Below are 14530 nucleotides of genomic sequence, written 5' to 3'. Positions count from 1 at the left end.
CCGACACCCCGCCGGTACACGAGGAACTGGTCTATGCCCGCCATGAACGCGGTTTTGCCCTGTGCAGCATGCGGTCGGCCACACGCACCCGTTACTACCTGCAAGTGCCGGCCGAAGAAAACGTCGCTGACTGGTCCGATCAGCGTTTTTGGGATGAACTCAAAACCCGCCTGCCCGCCGAGCTTGCGGAAAAACTGGTGACGGGCCCGTCAATTGAAAAAAGCATCGCGCCGCTACGAAGTTTTGTCGTCGAACCGATGCAGTACGGGCGGATGTTTCTGCTCGGCGATGCCGCGCACATTGTGCCGCCCACCGGTGCCAAGGGCCTGAACCTGGCGGCCAGCGATGTCAGTACGCTGTTCAATATTTTGCTGAAGGTCTATCGCGAGGGCCGCACCGACCTGCTGGAGAAATATTCGGAAATCTGCCTGCGCCGGGTATGGAAAGCCGAACGTTTCTCTTGGTGGATGACCTCGATGCTGCACCGTTTCGACGAGCACGATGATTTCAGCCAGCGCATCAGCGCCTCGGAACTGGACTATTTCGTCAGCTCCGAAGCCGGCAGAAAAACCATTGCAGAAAATTACGTCGGACTTCCGTATGAGGCTATCGAATAGCCTGCTATCGACTTACACTGGCGAGCATTCCCGCTCGCCTGACCATCTGCGGGACTCTCACTGCCCGCAGGTTTCGCCCGTGACCAATCTTCACCAGCCTGAAACACCCAAACCGGCCATTCGCAGCGTGCTGGTCGCGCTGATGCTGGCAATCTTTCTCGGCGCACTGGATCAAACCATCGTCGCCGTCTCGATGCCCGCCATCTCTGCCCAATTCAAGGACGTCAGCCTGCTGGCCTGGGTGATTTCCGGGTACATGGTGGCGATGACCGTGGCCGTGCCGATCTACGGCAAGCTCGGCGATCTGTACGGGCGGCGCAAACTCATGCTGTTCGGCATGGGCCTGTTCACACTGGCCTCGCTGTTTTGCGGCATGGCGCAAAGCATGGAACAACTGGTGCTGGCGCGGATTCTTCAGGGCATCGGCGCCGGCGGGATGATTTCGGTCAGCCAGGCGATCATCGGCGACATCGTCCCGCCGCGTGAGCGCGGGCGCTATCAGGGTTACTTCAGCAGCATGTACGCGGTGGCCAGCGTCGCCGGGCCGGTGCTCGGCGGCTACATGACCGAATACCTGTCGTGGCGCTGGGTGTTCCTGATCAACCTGCCGCTGGGGCTTGGTGCGTATTGGGTGGCGCGGCGCAACCTGCGCGGGCTGCCGATTCCGCAGCGCAAGCCGATCATCGACTACCTCGGCACCCTGCTGATGATCATCGGTTTGACCGCTCTGCTGCTGGGCATCACCCAGGTCGGTCAGGGCCATTCCTGGCGCAGCAACGAAGTGCTCGGCCTGTTCGCCTGTGCGGTGCTGGTGCTGGCGGTGTTCGTCTGGCATGAACGCCGGGCGCGCGAGCCACTGCTGCCGATGCACTTGTTCACCAACCGAAACGCGTTGCTGTGCTGGTGCACGATTTTCTTCACCAGTTTCCAGGCCATCTCGCTGATCGTGCTGATGCCGCTGCGCTTTCAGAGCGTCACCGGTGCCGGGGCCGATGCGGCGGCGTTGCACTTGCTGCCGCTGGCGATGGGGCTGCCGATTGGCGCTTATTTCGCCGGGCGTCGCACCTCGATCACCGGTCGCTACAAGCCGCAGATTCTGACGGGCGCCGTGCTCATGCCGATCTCGATTCTCGGCATGGCGTTCACCCCGCCGGATGCGACGCTGGTCAGCAGTTTGTTCATGCTGCTCAGCGGGATCGCCGGCGGCATGCAGTTCCCGACTTCGCTGGTGGGCACACAGAATTCGGTGGAACAACGCGACATCGGCGTCGCCACCAGCACCACCAACCTGTTCCGCTCGCTGGGCGGCGCAGTGGGGGTGGCGTTGATGTCGGCGCTGTTGCTGGCCTTCTTGCAGGATTCGAGTTTCGCCCATCTGGCGAGCAACTCGCTGATCAGCGAGGGCCATTCGGGCAACGTGCTGCTCGACGGTCTGAACGCCGCCCCGGGTGACGCGCAAAACGCCCTGCGCGCCGAGCTTTCGGTGACGTTCCGGCATTTGCTGTGGGTGAGTACGGCGGTGTCGTTGCTGGGGCTGGCGGCGGCGATAGCGATGCCGAACAACCTGCTGCGCGGGCGCGAGCACGGCGCCAAATAACAGCAAAAGATCGCAGCCTTCGGCAGCTCCTACATGGGAATGCATTACCCTGTAGGAGCTGCCGAAGGCTGCGATCTTTTGATTTTCAGGGGCTGTAGTAACCCACCGCCACCAGAAAATGCCCGACCTTCTTCAGGTAGGCATGCTTGTCTTCGACCTTGCCAGTCACCGGATTTTTCCAGCGGTATTCGTATTCGCCGTCATCCTGTTTGGCGATCAGCGCCAGAATCGGCTCGCCCACCGGTTTGCCTTCCGGGTCTTTGATCTTGCTGAAGTCGGTATTGATCAGCCGCAGGTTGGTGCCATGGGCCACGTAGCGCTGGGTGTCGAGATCGACCACGAACACGTACAGGTCATCCTGCAGGTAACCGCCCTTGAGCGAGTTGATGGCCGTCAGGGTGCCCTTCTCGTCCTTGCCCAGATCGGCCGCCGCCTTGTCGAGCAGGGTCTTCGCCTGCTCCGCCGAAGCCCTTGGCAGGTAATAGCCGACCGCGAGGATTCGTTGGCCGATGCGCTGATAGTAGACATGCTTGCGTTCGACCTTGCCGTCCGCCCAGTTCTGCCAGCGGTATTCGGCTTGCTGGATGCCGTTGCCTTCGGGCACCAGCAATGCATCCTTGAAGGCCTTTTGCAGATCCGGCCCGAGCACTTCGCTGACATCGCGTCCGATCAAGGCCGAAGACGGCCCGCCGCTGGCGAGCATCACGCCTTTGGTGTCGACCACGAACACGTAGCGATCCTTGTCGACGAACTCACCCTGACGGCTGAACGCGGCGAAGGCCTTGTCGCCGTTGTCGTGGTAATAGGCTAGAGCCTTTTCCAGCAAAGCGATGGCGGCCTTGCTGTCGTCCTTTTGCGTGGTGGCAGCGTTGACCTGCCCTGCCCCCACCAGAAGCATCACCCCGAGCCACGCCACTTTATGCAAAAACCCCATAACGCATCCCTCGTTCCTGTTGGTGTTTCAAGAGCGTAGACGGCTTGGGGTCGGAGGAGGCGCCGCATCCTGTAGCGAGGGGGTTTATCCCCGATGGGCTGCGCAGCAGCCCTGATGGAGAGAACACATATTTTCTGACACCCCGCGCTGATGGTTTGGGGCCTGCTGCGCAGCCCCATCGGGGATAAATCCCCTCACCACAAAGGTGCCTGGCTACAACTCATCAGGCCTTACGGCCGGGCATTGATCTGCTGCTGCAAGTTCTGGATCTGCGCCTGCAGGGTGTTGAGGTTGCGGGTCATCTGGCCACGGAACGCATCGAACTCAGCGGTATTGCCGCCGCCCTGTGGCGTTGCCGGACGGTTGTCCTGTTCGCTCTTGAGGACGACAATTTCCTGCTCCAGACGCTCGATCGCGGCGTTCGAGTTGCCCTGCTTTTTCAGCGCAGTGATGTCAGCGCCAAGGCTTTTCAGCTGGGCGTCATAACTCTTGAGCTGGGCGTCGACCTTGCTGGTATCCGCCGGGGCGCTTTTCAGCGTTGCCAGTTCGGCGCTCAGGGCTTTGACCTGGGCCTGCAACTGGGTATTGGCGTTCTGCTGCTCAGTGGTCTGGGCGGTCATCTGTGCCAGGCGCTTGTCCAGATCGCTTGCCTGGCCGACCACGCCTTGCTGCTGTTTACCTTGATCCAGCAATTGTGTTTCCAACTGTTTGATCTGCAGCTTCAACGCTTCGCTGTCGCTGTTGACGTTGCTCTGGCTGGCGACGACCTTGCCGGAAATGTCCTGCAGGCGCCCCGCTGCCTCCTCGCTGATGCGCGCAAAGCTTTCCTGGGTCGCGACCAACTGCTGCTCCATCAGCGAAATCTGCTGGAAGCTCCACCACGCCAGCCCGATGAAAGCAAAGAACAACGCGCCGACCAGTGCCCACAGCGGCCCGGTACTCGCGGCCTTGACCTTGACCACCGGCGGCGTGCGCGAGTGCACGGCCGTGCGCGCGGTGGGGGCAATGTCATCGTCGTCAAAGGTGTCGGCCCGCAGGCTCGGTACATCGTCGAAATCGTCGTTGGCATCGTTACGGATGGACATTGAGGCAACCTTTGTAAAACGCGGTAATGGCTAAATGCTGCGAAGTATAACCGCCGCAGCCGCAGGGATTGACCCTCAAGCGGTGGTGCGGTTCATTGCCGGCCGACCGACTGGTATCAACGGATGTCCTGAGCTTTCCACCAGCCACAAAACTCGTCGAGGGCCGACCACAGGCTGACTTTCGGATCGTAGTCCAGATAATGCCGGGCGCGACTGATGTCGAGGGTGAAATTTTTCTTCATGACCTGCATGCCCAGCCGCGACAGGGTGGGTTCCGGACGCCCCGGCCAGAGTTTGCATACGCCTTCGTTGAGCGCCGCAACACTGTAGGCCAGACCATACGAACGGTATTTGGTGACCTGCGGCACCTCCATCTTGCGCATCACGTAATTGACCACATCCCACAACGGCACCGGCGCGCCATTGCTGATGTTGTAAGCCTTACCCAGCGCGGAACCTGCGGCCAGCAGACTGCTGAGCAGCGCTTCGTTGAGGTTGTGCACGCTGGTGAAGTCGACCTTGTTCAGGCCGTCGCCGATGATTGCCAGACGACCCTTGCGCTGCATGTTCAACAGCCGCGGGAAGATGCTCATGTCGCCGGCACCGGTGACAAAGCGCGGGCGCAGGGCAATGGTTTCCAGGCCGAATTCCTGCGCACCGAAGACCTTCTGCTCGGCCAGGTACTTGGTCGCCGCGTAGTGATGTTTGAAGCGCTTGGGCACTTGTTCTTCGGTCAGACCGAGGTGGTCGCGGCCATCGAAGTAGATCGACGGCGACGACAGATGCACCAGCCGCCGCACGCGCTGCTTGAGGCAGGCTTCGACGACGTTTTCAGTGACCTGCACGTTGCCCTGATGAAAGTCCTGATAGCGCCCCCACAAGCCGACGGCACCGGCACAGTGCACCACGGCTTCGACGTCGCTGCAGAGGTCGCGCACCAGATCCGCATCGGTCAGATCGCCCGGGACGAACTCGGCGCCACGGCGCACCAGATGCTCGACGCTCTCGGCCCGGCGACCGTTGACCCGCACGTCCAGGCCCTGCTCCAGGGCGAAACGCGCAAAGCGTCCGCCAATGAAGCCGCTTGCGCCGGTGACCAGAATTTTCATGTAACGCTCCGATGTCTTTCGTTTACCTGATACGTCTGTCTTGACGCTGACCGTCAGCCCAAGGGCACCAGCCATTGTGGTGAAGCACGTACCAATTGCTCGGTCAGCAGGCCCAGCAGTTGACCGCCATTGCGCCAATGATGCCAGTACAACGGCACATCGATCGGTTTATCTGGCAACAGTTCACGCAATACGCCGCGTTGCAGCTGATCGCGCACTTGCAGTTCCGGCACCAGACCCCAGCCGAAACCGGCTTCGGTCAGGCGCACAAAACCTTCGGAGGACGGGCACAAGTGATGCTCGAAACCACCTTCGACACCCAGCGATGCAAGGTAGCGATGCTGGAGGAAATCGTCCGGGCCGAACACCAGCGCCGGGGTGCGCGGCAACTGCTCGGCGCGCACCCCGGCGGGGAAATGCCGCTCGATGAACGCCGGACTGGCCAGCGCCCGATAGCGCATGGCCCCGAGCAACACGCTGCGCGCCCCGGCCACCGGGCGTTCGCTGGCGCAGACACACGCCGCCACTTCCCCGGCCCGCATGCGCTTGAGGCCGACGGTCTGATCTTCCACCACCAGATCCAGCAATAGATGCTGCTCGGCGCAGAAATCGCCCACGGCTTCGGCCCACCAGGTGGCGAGGCTGTCGGCGTTGATGGCGATGCGCAGACGCTCCGGCAGGCCTTCTTCGTCGAGCGCCGGCACCAGGGTCTGCAAGTCACGTTCGAGCAGGCGCACCTGCTGCACATGGTTGAGCAGCCGCCGGCCAATTTCCGTCGGCGACGGCGGCGTGCCGCGCACCAGCACCGGTTGGCCGACCCGTGCTTCCAGCAGTTTGATGCGCTGGGAGATCGCCGATTGCGACAAGCCCAGCACCTGCGCGGCGCGTTCGAATCCGGCCTGCTCGACCACGGCGGCGAGAGCGGAAAGCAATTTGTAGTCGAACATCAGTTTTCCTAATGAGCGATCAGCACTATTGGTTTTTCTTATACCGCTTTCGACCGGAGAATAGCCAGCAAGCACTCTTTATAAAGGACACCTTCAATGGCTGGCGAAACCTCCCTCACGACCTTGCTGCGCAGCATGAGCCCGCAGCTCAACGCCGGCGAATACGTGTTCTGCACCCTGCCTGACAACTCGTTGCCGAGTGGTCTGGAGATTGTCGGCAGCTTCCGCGAGCAGGAAGGCCTGACCGTGATTCTCGAGCGCACTCAGGCCGAACGCGCCGGGTTCGCCTTCGACTATGTAGCGGCATGGATCACCCTCAACGTGCATTCGGCGCTGGAAGCGGTCGGCCTCACCGCCGCGTTCGCCACCGCCCAGGGCAAGGCCGGGATCAGCTGCAACGTGATTGCCGGTTACTACCACGACCATCTGTTTGTCGGTCAGGCCGACGCCGAACGCGCCATGCACGTGCTGCGCGATCTCGCAGCCAACGCGGAGTAACTCGATATGTGGCAAAGCTATGTGAACGGCCTGCTGGTGGCGTTCGGGCTGATCATGGCGATCGGCACCCAGAATGCTTTCGTATTGGCCCAGAGCCTGCGCCGCGAACATCACCTGCCGGTGGCGGCGTTGTGTGTGGCGTGTGATGCGCTGCTGGTGGCGGCCGGGGTGTTTGGTCTGGCGACCGTGCTGGCGCAGAACCCGACATTGCTCGCGGTGGCCCGCTGGGGCGGCGCCGTCTTTCTGATCTGGTACGGCAGCCAGGCGCTGCGCCGGGCGTTCTCGAAACAGAGCCTGGATCAGGGCGAAAACCACACCGTACGCTCGTTGCGCGCGGTGATGCTCAGCGCATTGGCAGTGACGCTGCTCAACCCGCACGTTTATCTGGATACCGTATTGCTGATTGGCTCTCTCGGGGCGCAGCAGTCAGTGCCGGGCGCTTATGTCGTGGGCGCGGCGAGTGCCTCGCTGCTGTGGTTTTTCACCCTCGCACTCGGTGCCGCATGGCTCGCGCCGTGGCTGGCTCGGCCGAGTACCTGGCGGATTCTCGATCTTCTGGTGGCAGTGATGATGTTCACGGTGGCAGGCCAACTGATATTGGCGTCGTGATTTATTCCAAACGGCTCTGGAACCTCTATCCCACACAGTTGTTGCGTGGTTAAGCCTTGACCCCGGTGCTATGATCCGAACCCTGCGCCGCAAAGAGTAAAAACTCGTCGGTGCATTTCTGGCCGCCCGTGATCGGCCTTGCGCTCACCGCAACAGACCTGATTAGGAGAATCATCATGGCTTTCGAATTGCCGCCGCTGCCTTACGCACACGATGCCCTGCAGCCGCACATTTCCAAGGAAACCCTGGAATACCACCACGACAAGCACCACAACACCTATGTCGTGAACCTGAACAACCTGGTGCCAGGCACCGAGTTCGAAGGCAAGACCCTGGAAGAAATCGTCAAGACTTCCTCGGGCGGCATCTTCAACAACGCCGCTCAGGTCTGGAACCACACCTTCTACTGGAACTGCCTGGCGCCAAACGCCGGCGGTCAACCAACCGGCGCACTGGCTGAAGCGATCAACGCAGCCTTCGGTTCGTTCGACAAGTTCAAGGAAGAGTTCAGCAAAACCTCGATCGGCACCTTCGGTTCCGGCTGGGGCTGGCTGGTGAAAAAGGCTGACGGTTCCCTGGCTCTGGCCAGCACCATCGGCGCCGGCAACCCGCTGACCAGCGGCGACACCCCGCTGCTGACCTGCGACGTCTGGGAACACGCTTACTACATCGACTACCGCAACCTGCGTCCGAAGTACGTTGAAGCGTTCTGGAACCTGGTCAACTGGAAGTTCGTTGCCGAGCAGTTCGAAGGCAAAACCTTCAAAGCTTAAGCTGCGCGCCAGACAAAAAACCCGGCTATGGCCGGGTTTTTTTATGCCTGCATATTCCCTTGTAGGAGCTGCCGCAGGCTGCGATCTTTTGATCCTGTTTTTTACAATCAACGTCAAAAGATCGCAGCCTGCGGCAGCTCCTACAGAGAAATAGCCTGTTTCCTACCATGAAAGCAGCTGCGCGCCGCTTGCCGGGGCAGCACAGCGGACTAACATCAAACAGAGGAAAAATTGTCCCGCACCGCTCAAGTTGAGGGCTGAAACTACCGACACAGTACAAATAGAGCTGACACTCCATTCAGCAGCATTTCGGCCAACGCCACAGGCAAATATCCTTGGGCTTGATTGTCCCTTTGACTGCCAACACGGGATTGCCAATACTCATGGCAACTTGACGCTACCCGCACGGAACAAGGAATAACCCTTTGAAGCTGGAACTCAAGAACAGCTTGTCGGTGAAGTTGCTCCGGGTCGTGCTCCTTTCGGCATTGATCGTCGGCGTGGTCTTGAGCTGCGCCCAGATTGTTTTCGATGCCTACAAAACCCGTCAGGCGGTAGCCGGCGATGCCGAGCGCATCCTCGACATGTTCCGTGATCCCTCGACTCAGGCGGTCTACAGCCTGGACCGGGAAATGGGCATGCAGGTGATCGAAGGCCTGTTCCAGGACGACGCCGTGCGCCAGGCCTCCATCGGCCACCCCAACGAAGCGATGCTCGCGCAAAAATCCCGTGAGTTGCAACACTCCAACAGCCGCTGGCTGACTGACCTGATTCTCGGTCAGGAACGCACCTTTACCACCCAACTGGTCGGTCGCGGTCCCTACAGCGAATATTACGGCGACCTGAGCATCACCCTCGACACGGCCACCTATGGCGAGAGTTTCATCGTCAGTTCGGTGATCATTTTCATTTCCGGCGTATTGCGCGCCCTGGCCATGGGCCTGGTGCTTTATCTGGTTTATCACTGGCTGCTGACCAAGCCGCTGTCGCGGATCATCGAGCACCTGACCGAAATCAATCCCGATCGCCCCAGCGAGCACAAGATTCCGCAGCTCAAGGGCCACGAAAAAAACGAACTCGGTATCTGGATCAACACCGCCAACCAGTTGCTCGAATCCATCGAACGCAACACGCACCTGCGCCACGAAGCGGAAAACAGCCTGCTGCGCATGGCCCAGTACGACTTCCTCACCGGCCTGCCGAACCGCCAGCAATTGCAGCAGCAACTGGACAAGATTCTGGTGGACGCCGGCAAGCTGCAACGCCGGGTCGCGGTGTTGTGCGTGGGGCTGGATGATTTCAAAGGGATCAACGAGCAGTTCAGCTACCAGACCGGCGACCAGTTGCTGCTGGCACTGGCCGATCGTCTGCGTGCCCACAGCGGTCGCCTCGGCGCCCTCGCCCGCCTGGGTGGCGACCAGTTCGCCCTGGTGCAGGCCGATATCGAACAGCCTTACGAAGCGGCAGAACTGGCGCAGAGCATCCTCGATGATCTGGAAGCGGCGTTTGCCCTCGATCATCAGGAAATCCGCCTGCGCGCGACCATCGGCATCACCCTGTTCCCCGAGGATGGCGACAGCACCGAGAAACTGTTGCAGAAGGCCGAACAGACCATGACCTTGGCCAAGACACGCTCGCGCAACCGCTATCAGTTCTACATCGCCAGCGTCGACAGCGAGATGCGCCGGCGCCGCGAACTGGAAAAAGACCTGCGCGATGCGCTGATTCGCGACCAGTTCTACCTCGTCTATCAGCCGCAGATCAGCTACCGCGACCACCGTGTGGTCGGGGTCGAAGCGCTGATCCGCTGGCAGCACCCGGAACACGGTCTGGTGCCGCCGGACCTGTTCATTCCGCTGGCCGAGCAGAACGGCACGATCATCGCCATTGGCGAATGGGTGCTGGATCAGGCCTGCAAGCAATTGCGCGAATGGCACGATCAGGGCTTCGTCGATCTGCGCATGGCGGTCAACCTGTCCACCGTGCAACTGCACCACGCCGAGCTGCCGCGGGTGGTTAACAACCTGCTGCAGATCTACCGCCTGCCGCCGCGTAGCCTGGAACTGGAAGTCACCGAAACCGGCCTGATGGAAGACATCAGCACCGCCGCCCAGCACCTGCTGAGCCTGCGCCGCTCCGGGGCGCTGATCGCCATCGACGACTTCGGCACCGGCTATTCATCGCTCAGCTATCTGAAAAGCCTGCCGCTGGACAAGATCAAGATCGACAAGAGCTTCGTTCAGGATCTGCTGGATGACGACGACGATGCGACCATCGTTCGCGCGATCATCCAACTGGGCAAAAGCCTGGGCATGCAGGTGATTGCCGAGGGCGTGGAAACCGCCGAACAGGAGTCCTACATCATCTCCGAAGGCTGTCACGAAGGTCAGGGTTACCACTACAGCAAGCCGCTGCCGGCCCGGGAGCTGGGCGCCTATCTCAAGCAGGCCCAACGCAGCAATGCTGTCATTCTCTAGAAGATCAAAAGATCACAGCCTGCGGCAGTTCCTACAGGGATCGCATTCCCCTGTAGGAGCTGTCGAGTGAAACGAGGCTGCGATCTTTTGATCTGCGCCATCACGCTGGCGTAAACAAGAAATATTTCCAGCCACAACCCTTTACACATAATGCGAAAGATTTGCATTATGTCGCAGCTTTGCGCACCCCCGCGCCCTGTCCATTCAATTACCGAAGCAGGATGTTCGCCATGATTCGTATGCCTCTGGCTACCGCCAGTCTGCTGGCCATCGCTATTTCCCTCGCCGGTTGCGGCGAAGGCAAAGACAAGGCTGCCGCCCCGGCCACGCCGACGCCGGCCGCCAGCACCGCTGCCGCGCCAGCACCAGCCGCTGCCGGTAAAGTCGATGAAGCCGCCGCCAAGGCTGTGGTCGCGCACTACGCCGACATGGTCTTCGCCGTTTACAGCGATGCCGAATCCACTGCGAAAACCCTGCAAACCGCTATCGACGCATTCCTCGCCAAGCCGAACGCCGACACCCTGAAAGCCGCCAAGGCTGCCTGGGTTGCCGCTCGCGTTCCTTATCTGCAGAGCGAAGTGTTCCGCTTCGGCAACACCATCATCGACGACTGGGAAGGTCAGGTGAACGCCTGGCCGCTGGACGAAGGCCTGATCGACTACGTCGACAAATCCTACGAACACGCACTGGGCAACCCGGGCGCCACCGCCAACATCATCGCCAACACTGAAGTCCAGGTCGGCGAAGACAAGGTCGACGTCAAGGACATCACCCCGGAAAAACTCGCCAGCCTCAACGAGCTGGGCGGTTCCGAAGCCAACGTCGCCACCGGCTACCACGCCATCGAATTCCTGCTCTGGGGCCAGGATCTGAACGGCACTGGCCCGGGCGCCGGTAACCGTCCGGCTTCGGACTACCTGGAAGGCGCAGGCGCCACCGGCGGTCACAACGATCGTCGCCGTGCCTACTTGAAAGCCGTGACCCAGTTGCTGGTCAGCGACCTGGAAGAAATGGTCGGTAACTGGAAGCCGAACGTGGCTGACAACTACCGCGCCACTCTGGAAGCCGAACCGGCTGAAAGCGGCCTGCGCAAAATGCTGTTTGGCATGGGCAGCCTGTCCCTGGGTGAACTGGCGGGCGAACGCATGAAGGTTTCCCTGGAGGCCAACTCCCCGGAAGACGAACAGGATTGCTTCAGCGACAACACCCACAACTCGCACTTCTACGATGCCAAAGGCATTCGTAACGTGTACCTGGGCGAATACACCCGCACCGACGGCACCAAGCTGACCGGTGCCAGCCTGTCGTCGCTGGTGGCCAAGGCCGACCCGGCTGCCGACACCGCGTTGAAAGCCGATCTGGCCGCCACCGAAGCCAAGATCCAGGTCATGGTCGATCACGCCAACAAGGGTGAGCACTACGACCAGTTGATCGCCGCTGGCAACACTGCCGGCAACCAGATCGTGCGTGACGCCATCGCCGCGCTGGTCAAGCAGACCGGCTCGATCGAAGCCGCTGCCGGCAAACTGGGTATCAGCGACCTGAACCCGGACAACGCTGATCACGAGTTCTGATCGAAGCAACCGTAACCGCAAACACCGCAGCTCAAACAAATGCCCCGACATGTCGGGGCATTTGTTTTATTGAATCCTGAAAATCAAAACACTTCCTGGTCCCTCGGCTGCGATGACCTCAACCCGATTGTCATCAAGAATGTCTGACGTTCAGATTCGGATAACAAAAATTTCCGGTTGTACCTGGGTGGTACTCATACGCACGCCTCCCACAAGCGCGACAAACTGGTTCCGTGACTGGGCGTCTTTAACCGTCTGCCGGGTTACGGGATCCATCAAGTCAGTGTGTGGAAAGGTAAAGCTGCTGCCGTCAATCTCATCGCCAACCACTCTGCGCAACGACATCCAGTACAGCGTTGGTGACTCCGCGCGTTTGAATAGCAATCCGAAAGCGCGCATGTCGCCCTCGATAATTTGATATCCACTGCCCGACAGGCGATCGCGCATCAACGAGCTCAGGTCTCTATTGGTCGGGTTGCGCCTCAGTGATTGCAGCAAACTTTCCGTACCGTTACTGCTGAACTGCAACCGATTGTAAGTGCCGGGAATATCCTGAAGCAGCCACCGGCCTGCCGCGCTCTTTGGCGTGACGGACAGCAGAAGCAGAGGGTCGGTTACCGTGAAAGGGCCTGACTGACCTGCTCGCCGCCAGATCTTCAAGGTTCCGACCAGAATACCCATGCCTTTATCGGTGAGCCCGCCAGGAAAGGACAGCTCGAACAAAGTCTTTGCCACCTGTCCGCAACTGCCTGAACTGAATGTTGCAAATCCGTCAGCTACATAGCCCGCGATACTTTTTTCGAGGGGCAATTGCACCGCCATGATCCAGCGATTATCTGCCGTGGAAAAAAAAGCCGCTCTGGGCTGGCTGTACAAGTCTCTGTGCAGCATATCTTCAAACAGGGCATAGCTTCTGAGGTCGAGCCGGTCATCGAACAGGTGCGTGTAGACCTGCGCCCTCAGTTCACTGGGAGGCAGAATCGGGTAATAGTGTTCATCGATCCTGATGTATTTGCGCCCCAACTGATCGATACTCCCACGGGTGCGAACATAAATATTCAAATTTCCATTGTGCACTCTCACGTCGCTGGCAGCGATGCGTTGCCCCCAGTCGAGAAAACGCTCGTGCGCAGGCCTTGTGCTGACCGGCAGCACGGTCGCACGCGCCGAAGTCGAAGGTTGCACAACCCCTCCTCCCGAGAAAGAGGACGGGGTGTTGATTCCCCTTACACGCATGCGCAAGGTATCCAGGCTGACCAGCAGATAGGGGACGAACTCATCCAGCCTCAAGCCATGACGATAACAGTGGACAAAATGCAGCCCCAACTCGATCTCGCGCCCGCGCGGGAACGAGAAGGATCTGAACACATGATTAGCCTGGGCCTGATCCAGCGCCGGGTAAGCGTTCCTCAAGGCACGCTGTGGAGTGATTCCGCCAAGCGCCGGGGCATCGGGGTGCGTGCCGATCTCCCATTGCCCCTGAGCATTGCGGCGTATGGGCGAGTAATGCTTCTGCACAGGTTTGCGTGCATCCCTGACGCGCCACGCCTCTTCAAACCCCTCGTCGATAATCGAGAACCAGCGGCCGCGGTCGTTGAGAAAATAGTGTTTGGCATTATTGTCCGCTGAGCGTTTGTAATAGATGCCCTTATCTGCCCAGCCTTCGAGTTCGAGCAAACCTTGCGGCTTTTTGCTCAAAGCCATCTGAGGATCCAGATTTCGGGCGCCGGGCGCAGCCTTGAGGGATCCCTGAACAGAGGCCGGCAGCTTTGTGGCAATGACTCCGTCGACCAACGCTCCGGTCAGCTCCGCCAGCGCACGGACGATATGCTGCGCGGTGCCTGCCCGATCACCAATGCTGGCCGCCTCCACGGCGTTGAATATGGAAATCAGGCACCTGGCGATGCCCACAGGCAGGGTGATGTACACCGGCAAGACCATTGTCAGGATATCCGCCAGGGTGGTGGCAACCGCCAGCCCCGTTTCGACATTGGTCTGGTGAGTGGTGGTCACCTGCGTCGCGGCGTCATTGATCGTGAAATTGACCTCGGACTCATAAAAATCCTCGAACACGTTCCTGGCGATCCGGGTCATGTGGACCGTCGACACATCGCCGCGACCACTCAATGTGGCCCGTACATGCGGTCGATATGCCGGGCTGACCCGAGCCACCAGATAATCGCGCCAGACGCTGTTGTGCACAAAGTCAACGATGAACCGTTCTCTGGGAAACTCATGAAAGACCTTTGCACCAGGGGCGTCAGGGGTGTAGACGACAATCGAGCCTGTCGCGCTCCCGCTTGTGGTGAA

Annotated in this window: 11 protein-coding genes and 1 pseudogene; 7 read left to right on the top strand and 5 right to left on the bottom strand. The window is 60.2% G+C overall.

The features are described 5' to 3' along the window. Both DBR18_RS28610 and DBR18_RS01255 read left to right on the top strand, forming a co-directional pair. The coding region (locus tag DBR18_RS28610) for an FAD-dependent monooxygenase (RefSeq protein ID WP_256588489.1) at positions 1-617 on the top strand (617 nt) is incomplete at its 5' end. Positions 618-696: 79 nt separating this feature from the next. Further along, positions 697-2214, top strand: coding sequence for an MDR family MFS transporter (locus tag DBR18_RS01255; RefSeq protein WP_108588973.1), 1518 nt, complete (start codon positions 697-699; stop codon positions 2212-2214). Between the two features lie 85 nt (positions 2215-2299). Here the strand turns inward: DBR18_RS01255 and DBR18_RS01250 are convergent, their stop codons facing one another. From DBR18_RS01250 to DBR18_RS01235, 4 genes are all read right to left on the bottom strand, one after another. After that, positions 2300-3148 (bottom strand): cache domain-containing protein, encoded by an 849-nt coding sequence (locus DBR18_RS01250; RefSeq protein WP_108588972.1) that lies wholly within the window; start codon positions 3146-3148, stop codon positions 2300-2302. Positions 3149-3378: 230 nt separating this feature from the next. Beyond that, the gene (locus DBR18_RS01245; protein WP_108588971.1) at positions 3379-4233 is read right to left on the bottom strand and encodes an ATPase; all 855 of its coding nucleotides are present in this window, start codon (positions 4231-4233) and stop codon (positions 3379-3381) included. Between the two features lie 116 nt (positions 4234-4349). Then, positions 4350-5342, bottom strand: coding sequence for an NAD(P)-dependent oxidoreductase (locus DBR18_RS01240; RefSeq protein ID WP_108588970.1), 993 nt, complete (start codon positions 5340-5342; stop codon positions 4350-4352). Positions 5343-5395: 53 nt separating this feature from the next. Then, positions 5396-6289: a LysR family transcriptional regulator ArgP gene (locus DBR18_RS01235; RefSeq protein ID WP_108588969.1), complete on the bottom strand. Its 894-nt coding sequence runs from the start codon at positions 6287-6289 to the stop codon at positions 5396-5398. Between the two features lie 96 nt (positions 6290-6385). On the opposite strand from DBR18_RS01235, the gene DBR18_RS01230 reads away from it, so the two are divergent. The 5 genes from DBR18_RS01230 to DBR18_RS01210 all read left to right on the top strand — a co-directional run bounded on the left by DBR18_RS01230 (position 6386) and on the right by DBR18_RS01210 (position 12220). Continuing rightward, entirely contained in the window at positions 6386-6787 is a 402-nt protein-coding gene (locus DBR18_RS01230) for an ACT domain-containing protein (RefSeq protein WP_108588968.1), read from the top strand. A gap of 6 nt (positions 6788-6793) precedes the next feature. Further along, positions 6794-7396, top strand: a complete 603-nt coding sequence (locus DBR18_RS01225; protein ID WP_108588967.1) for a LysE/ArgO family amino acid transporter — start codon at positions 6794-6796, stop codon at positions 7394-7396. 176 nt (positions 7397-7572) lie between these two features. Next, positions 7573-8169, top strand: a complete 597-nt coding sequence (locus DBR18_RS01220; RefSeq protein ID WP_108588966.1) for a superoxide dismutase — start codon at positions 7573-7575, stop codon at positions 8167-8169. A gap of 425 nt (positions 8170-8594) precedes the next feature. Then, a complete protein-coding gene (locus DBR18_RS01215) occupies positions 8595-10646 on the top strand; it encodes a bifunctional diguanylate cyclase/phosphodiesterase (RefSeq protein ID WP_108588965.1) in 2052 nt (683 codons plus the stop codon). Between the two features lie 230 nt (positions 10647-10876). After that, positions 10877-12220, top strand: a complete 1344-nt coding sequence (locus tag DBR18_RS01210; protein ID WP_108588964.1) for an imelysin family protein — start codon at positions 10877-10879, stop codon at positions 12218-12220. Positions 12221-12370: 150 nt separating this feature from the next. On the opposite strand, the pseudogene DBR18_RS01205 reads toward DBR18_RS01210, so the two are convergent. Further along, a pseudogene (locus DBR18_RS01205) lies at positions 12371-14530 on the bottom strand (hypothetical protein); the annotation flags it as partial.

This window comes from Pseudomonas sp. HMWF021, from assembly GCF_003061005.1.
Classification (GTDB): domain Bacteria; phylum Pseudomonadota; class Gammaproteobacteria; order Pseudomonadales; family Pseudomonadaceae; genus Aquipseudomonas.
The sequence above is the reverse complement of the archived record's forward strand: the minus strand, read 5'-3'. Positions and strand labels throughout refer to the sequence as shown.

What these genes read in the sequence shown, in the direction of transcription:
- DBR18_RS01250 (WP_108588972.1), bottom strand. Translation starts at nt 3,148, where the DNA reads ATGGGGTTTTTGCATAAAGTGGCGTGGCTCGGGGTGATGCTTCTGGTG.
- DBR18_RS01245 (WP_108588971.1), bottom strand. Translation starts at nt 4,233, where the DNA reads ATGTCCATCCGTAACGATGCCAACGACGATTTCGACGATGTACCGAGC.
- DBR18_RS01240 (WP_108588970.1), bottom strand. Translation starts at nt 5,342, where the DNA reads ATGAAAATTCTGGTCACCGGCGCAAGCGGCTTCATTGGCGGACGCTTT.
- DBR18_RS01235 (WP_108588969.1), bottom strand. Translation starts at nt 6,289, where the DNA reads ATGTTCGACTACAAATTGCTTTCCGCTCTCGCCGCCGTGGTCGAGCAG.
- DBR18_RS01230 (WP_108588968.1), top strand. Translation starts at nt 6,386, where the DNA reads ATGGCTGGCGAAACCTCCCTCACGACCTTGCTGCGCAGCATGAGCCCG.
- DBR18_RS01225 (WP_108588967.1), top strand. Translation starts at nt 6,794, where the DNA reads ATGTGGCAAAGCTATGTGAACGGCCTGCTGGTGGCGTTCGGGCTGATC.
- DBR18_RS01220 (WP_108588966.1), top strand. Translation starts at nt 7,573, where the DNA reads ATGGCTTTCGAATTGCCGCCGCTGCCTTACGCACACGATGCCCTGCAG.
- DBR18_RS01210 (WP_108588964.1), top strand. Translation starts at nt 10,877, where the DNA reads ATGATTCGTATGCCTCTGGCTACCGCCAGTCTGCTGGCCATCGCTATT.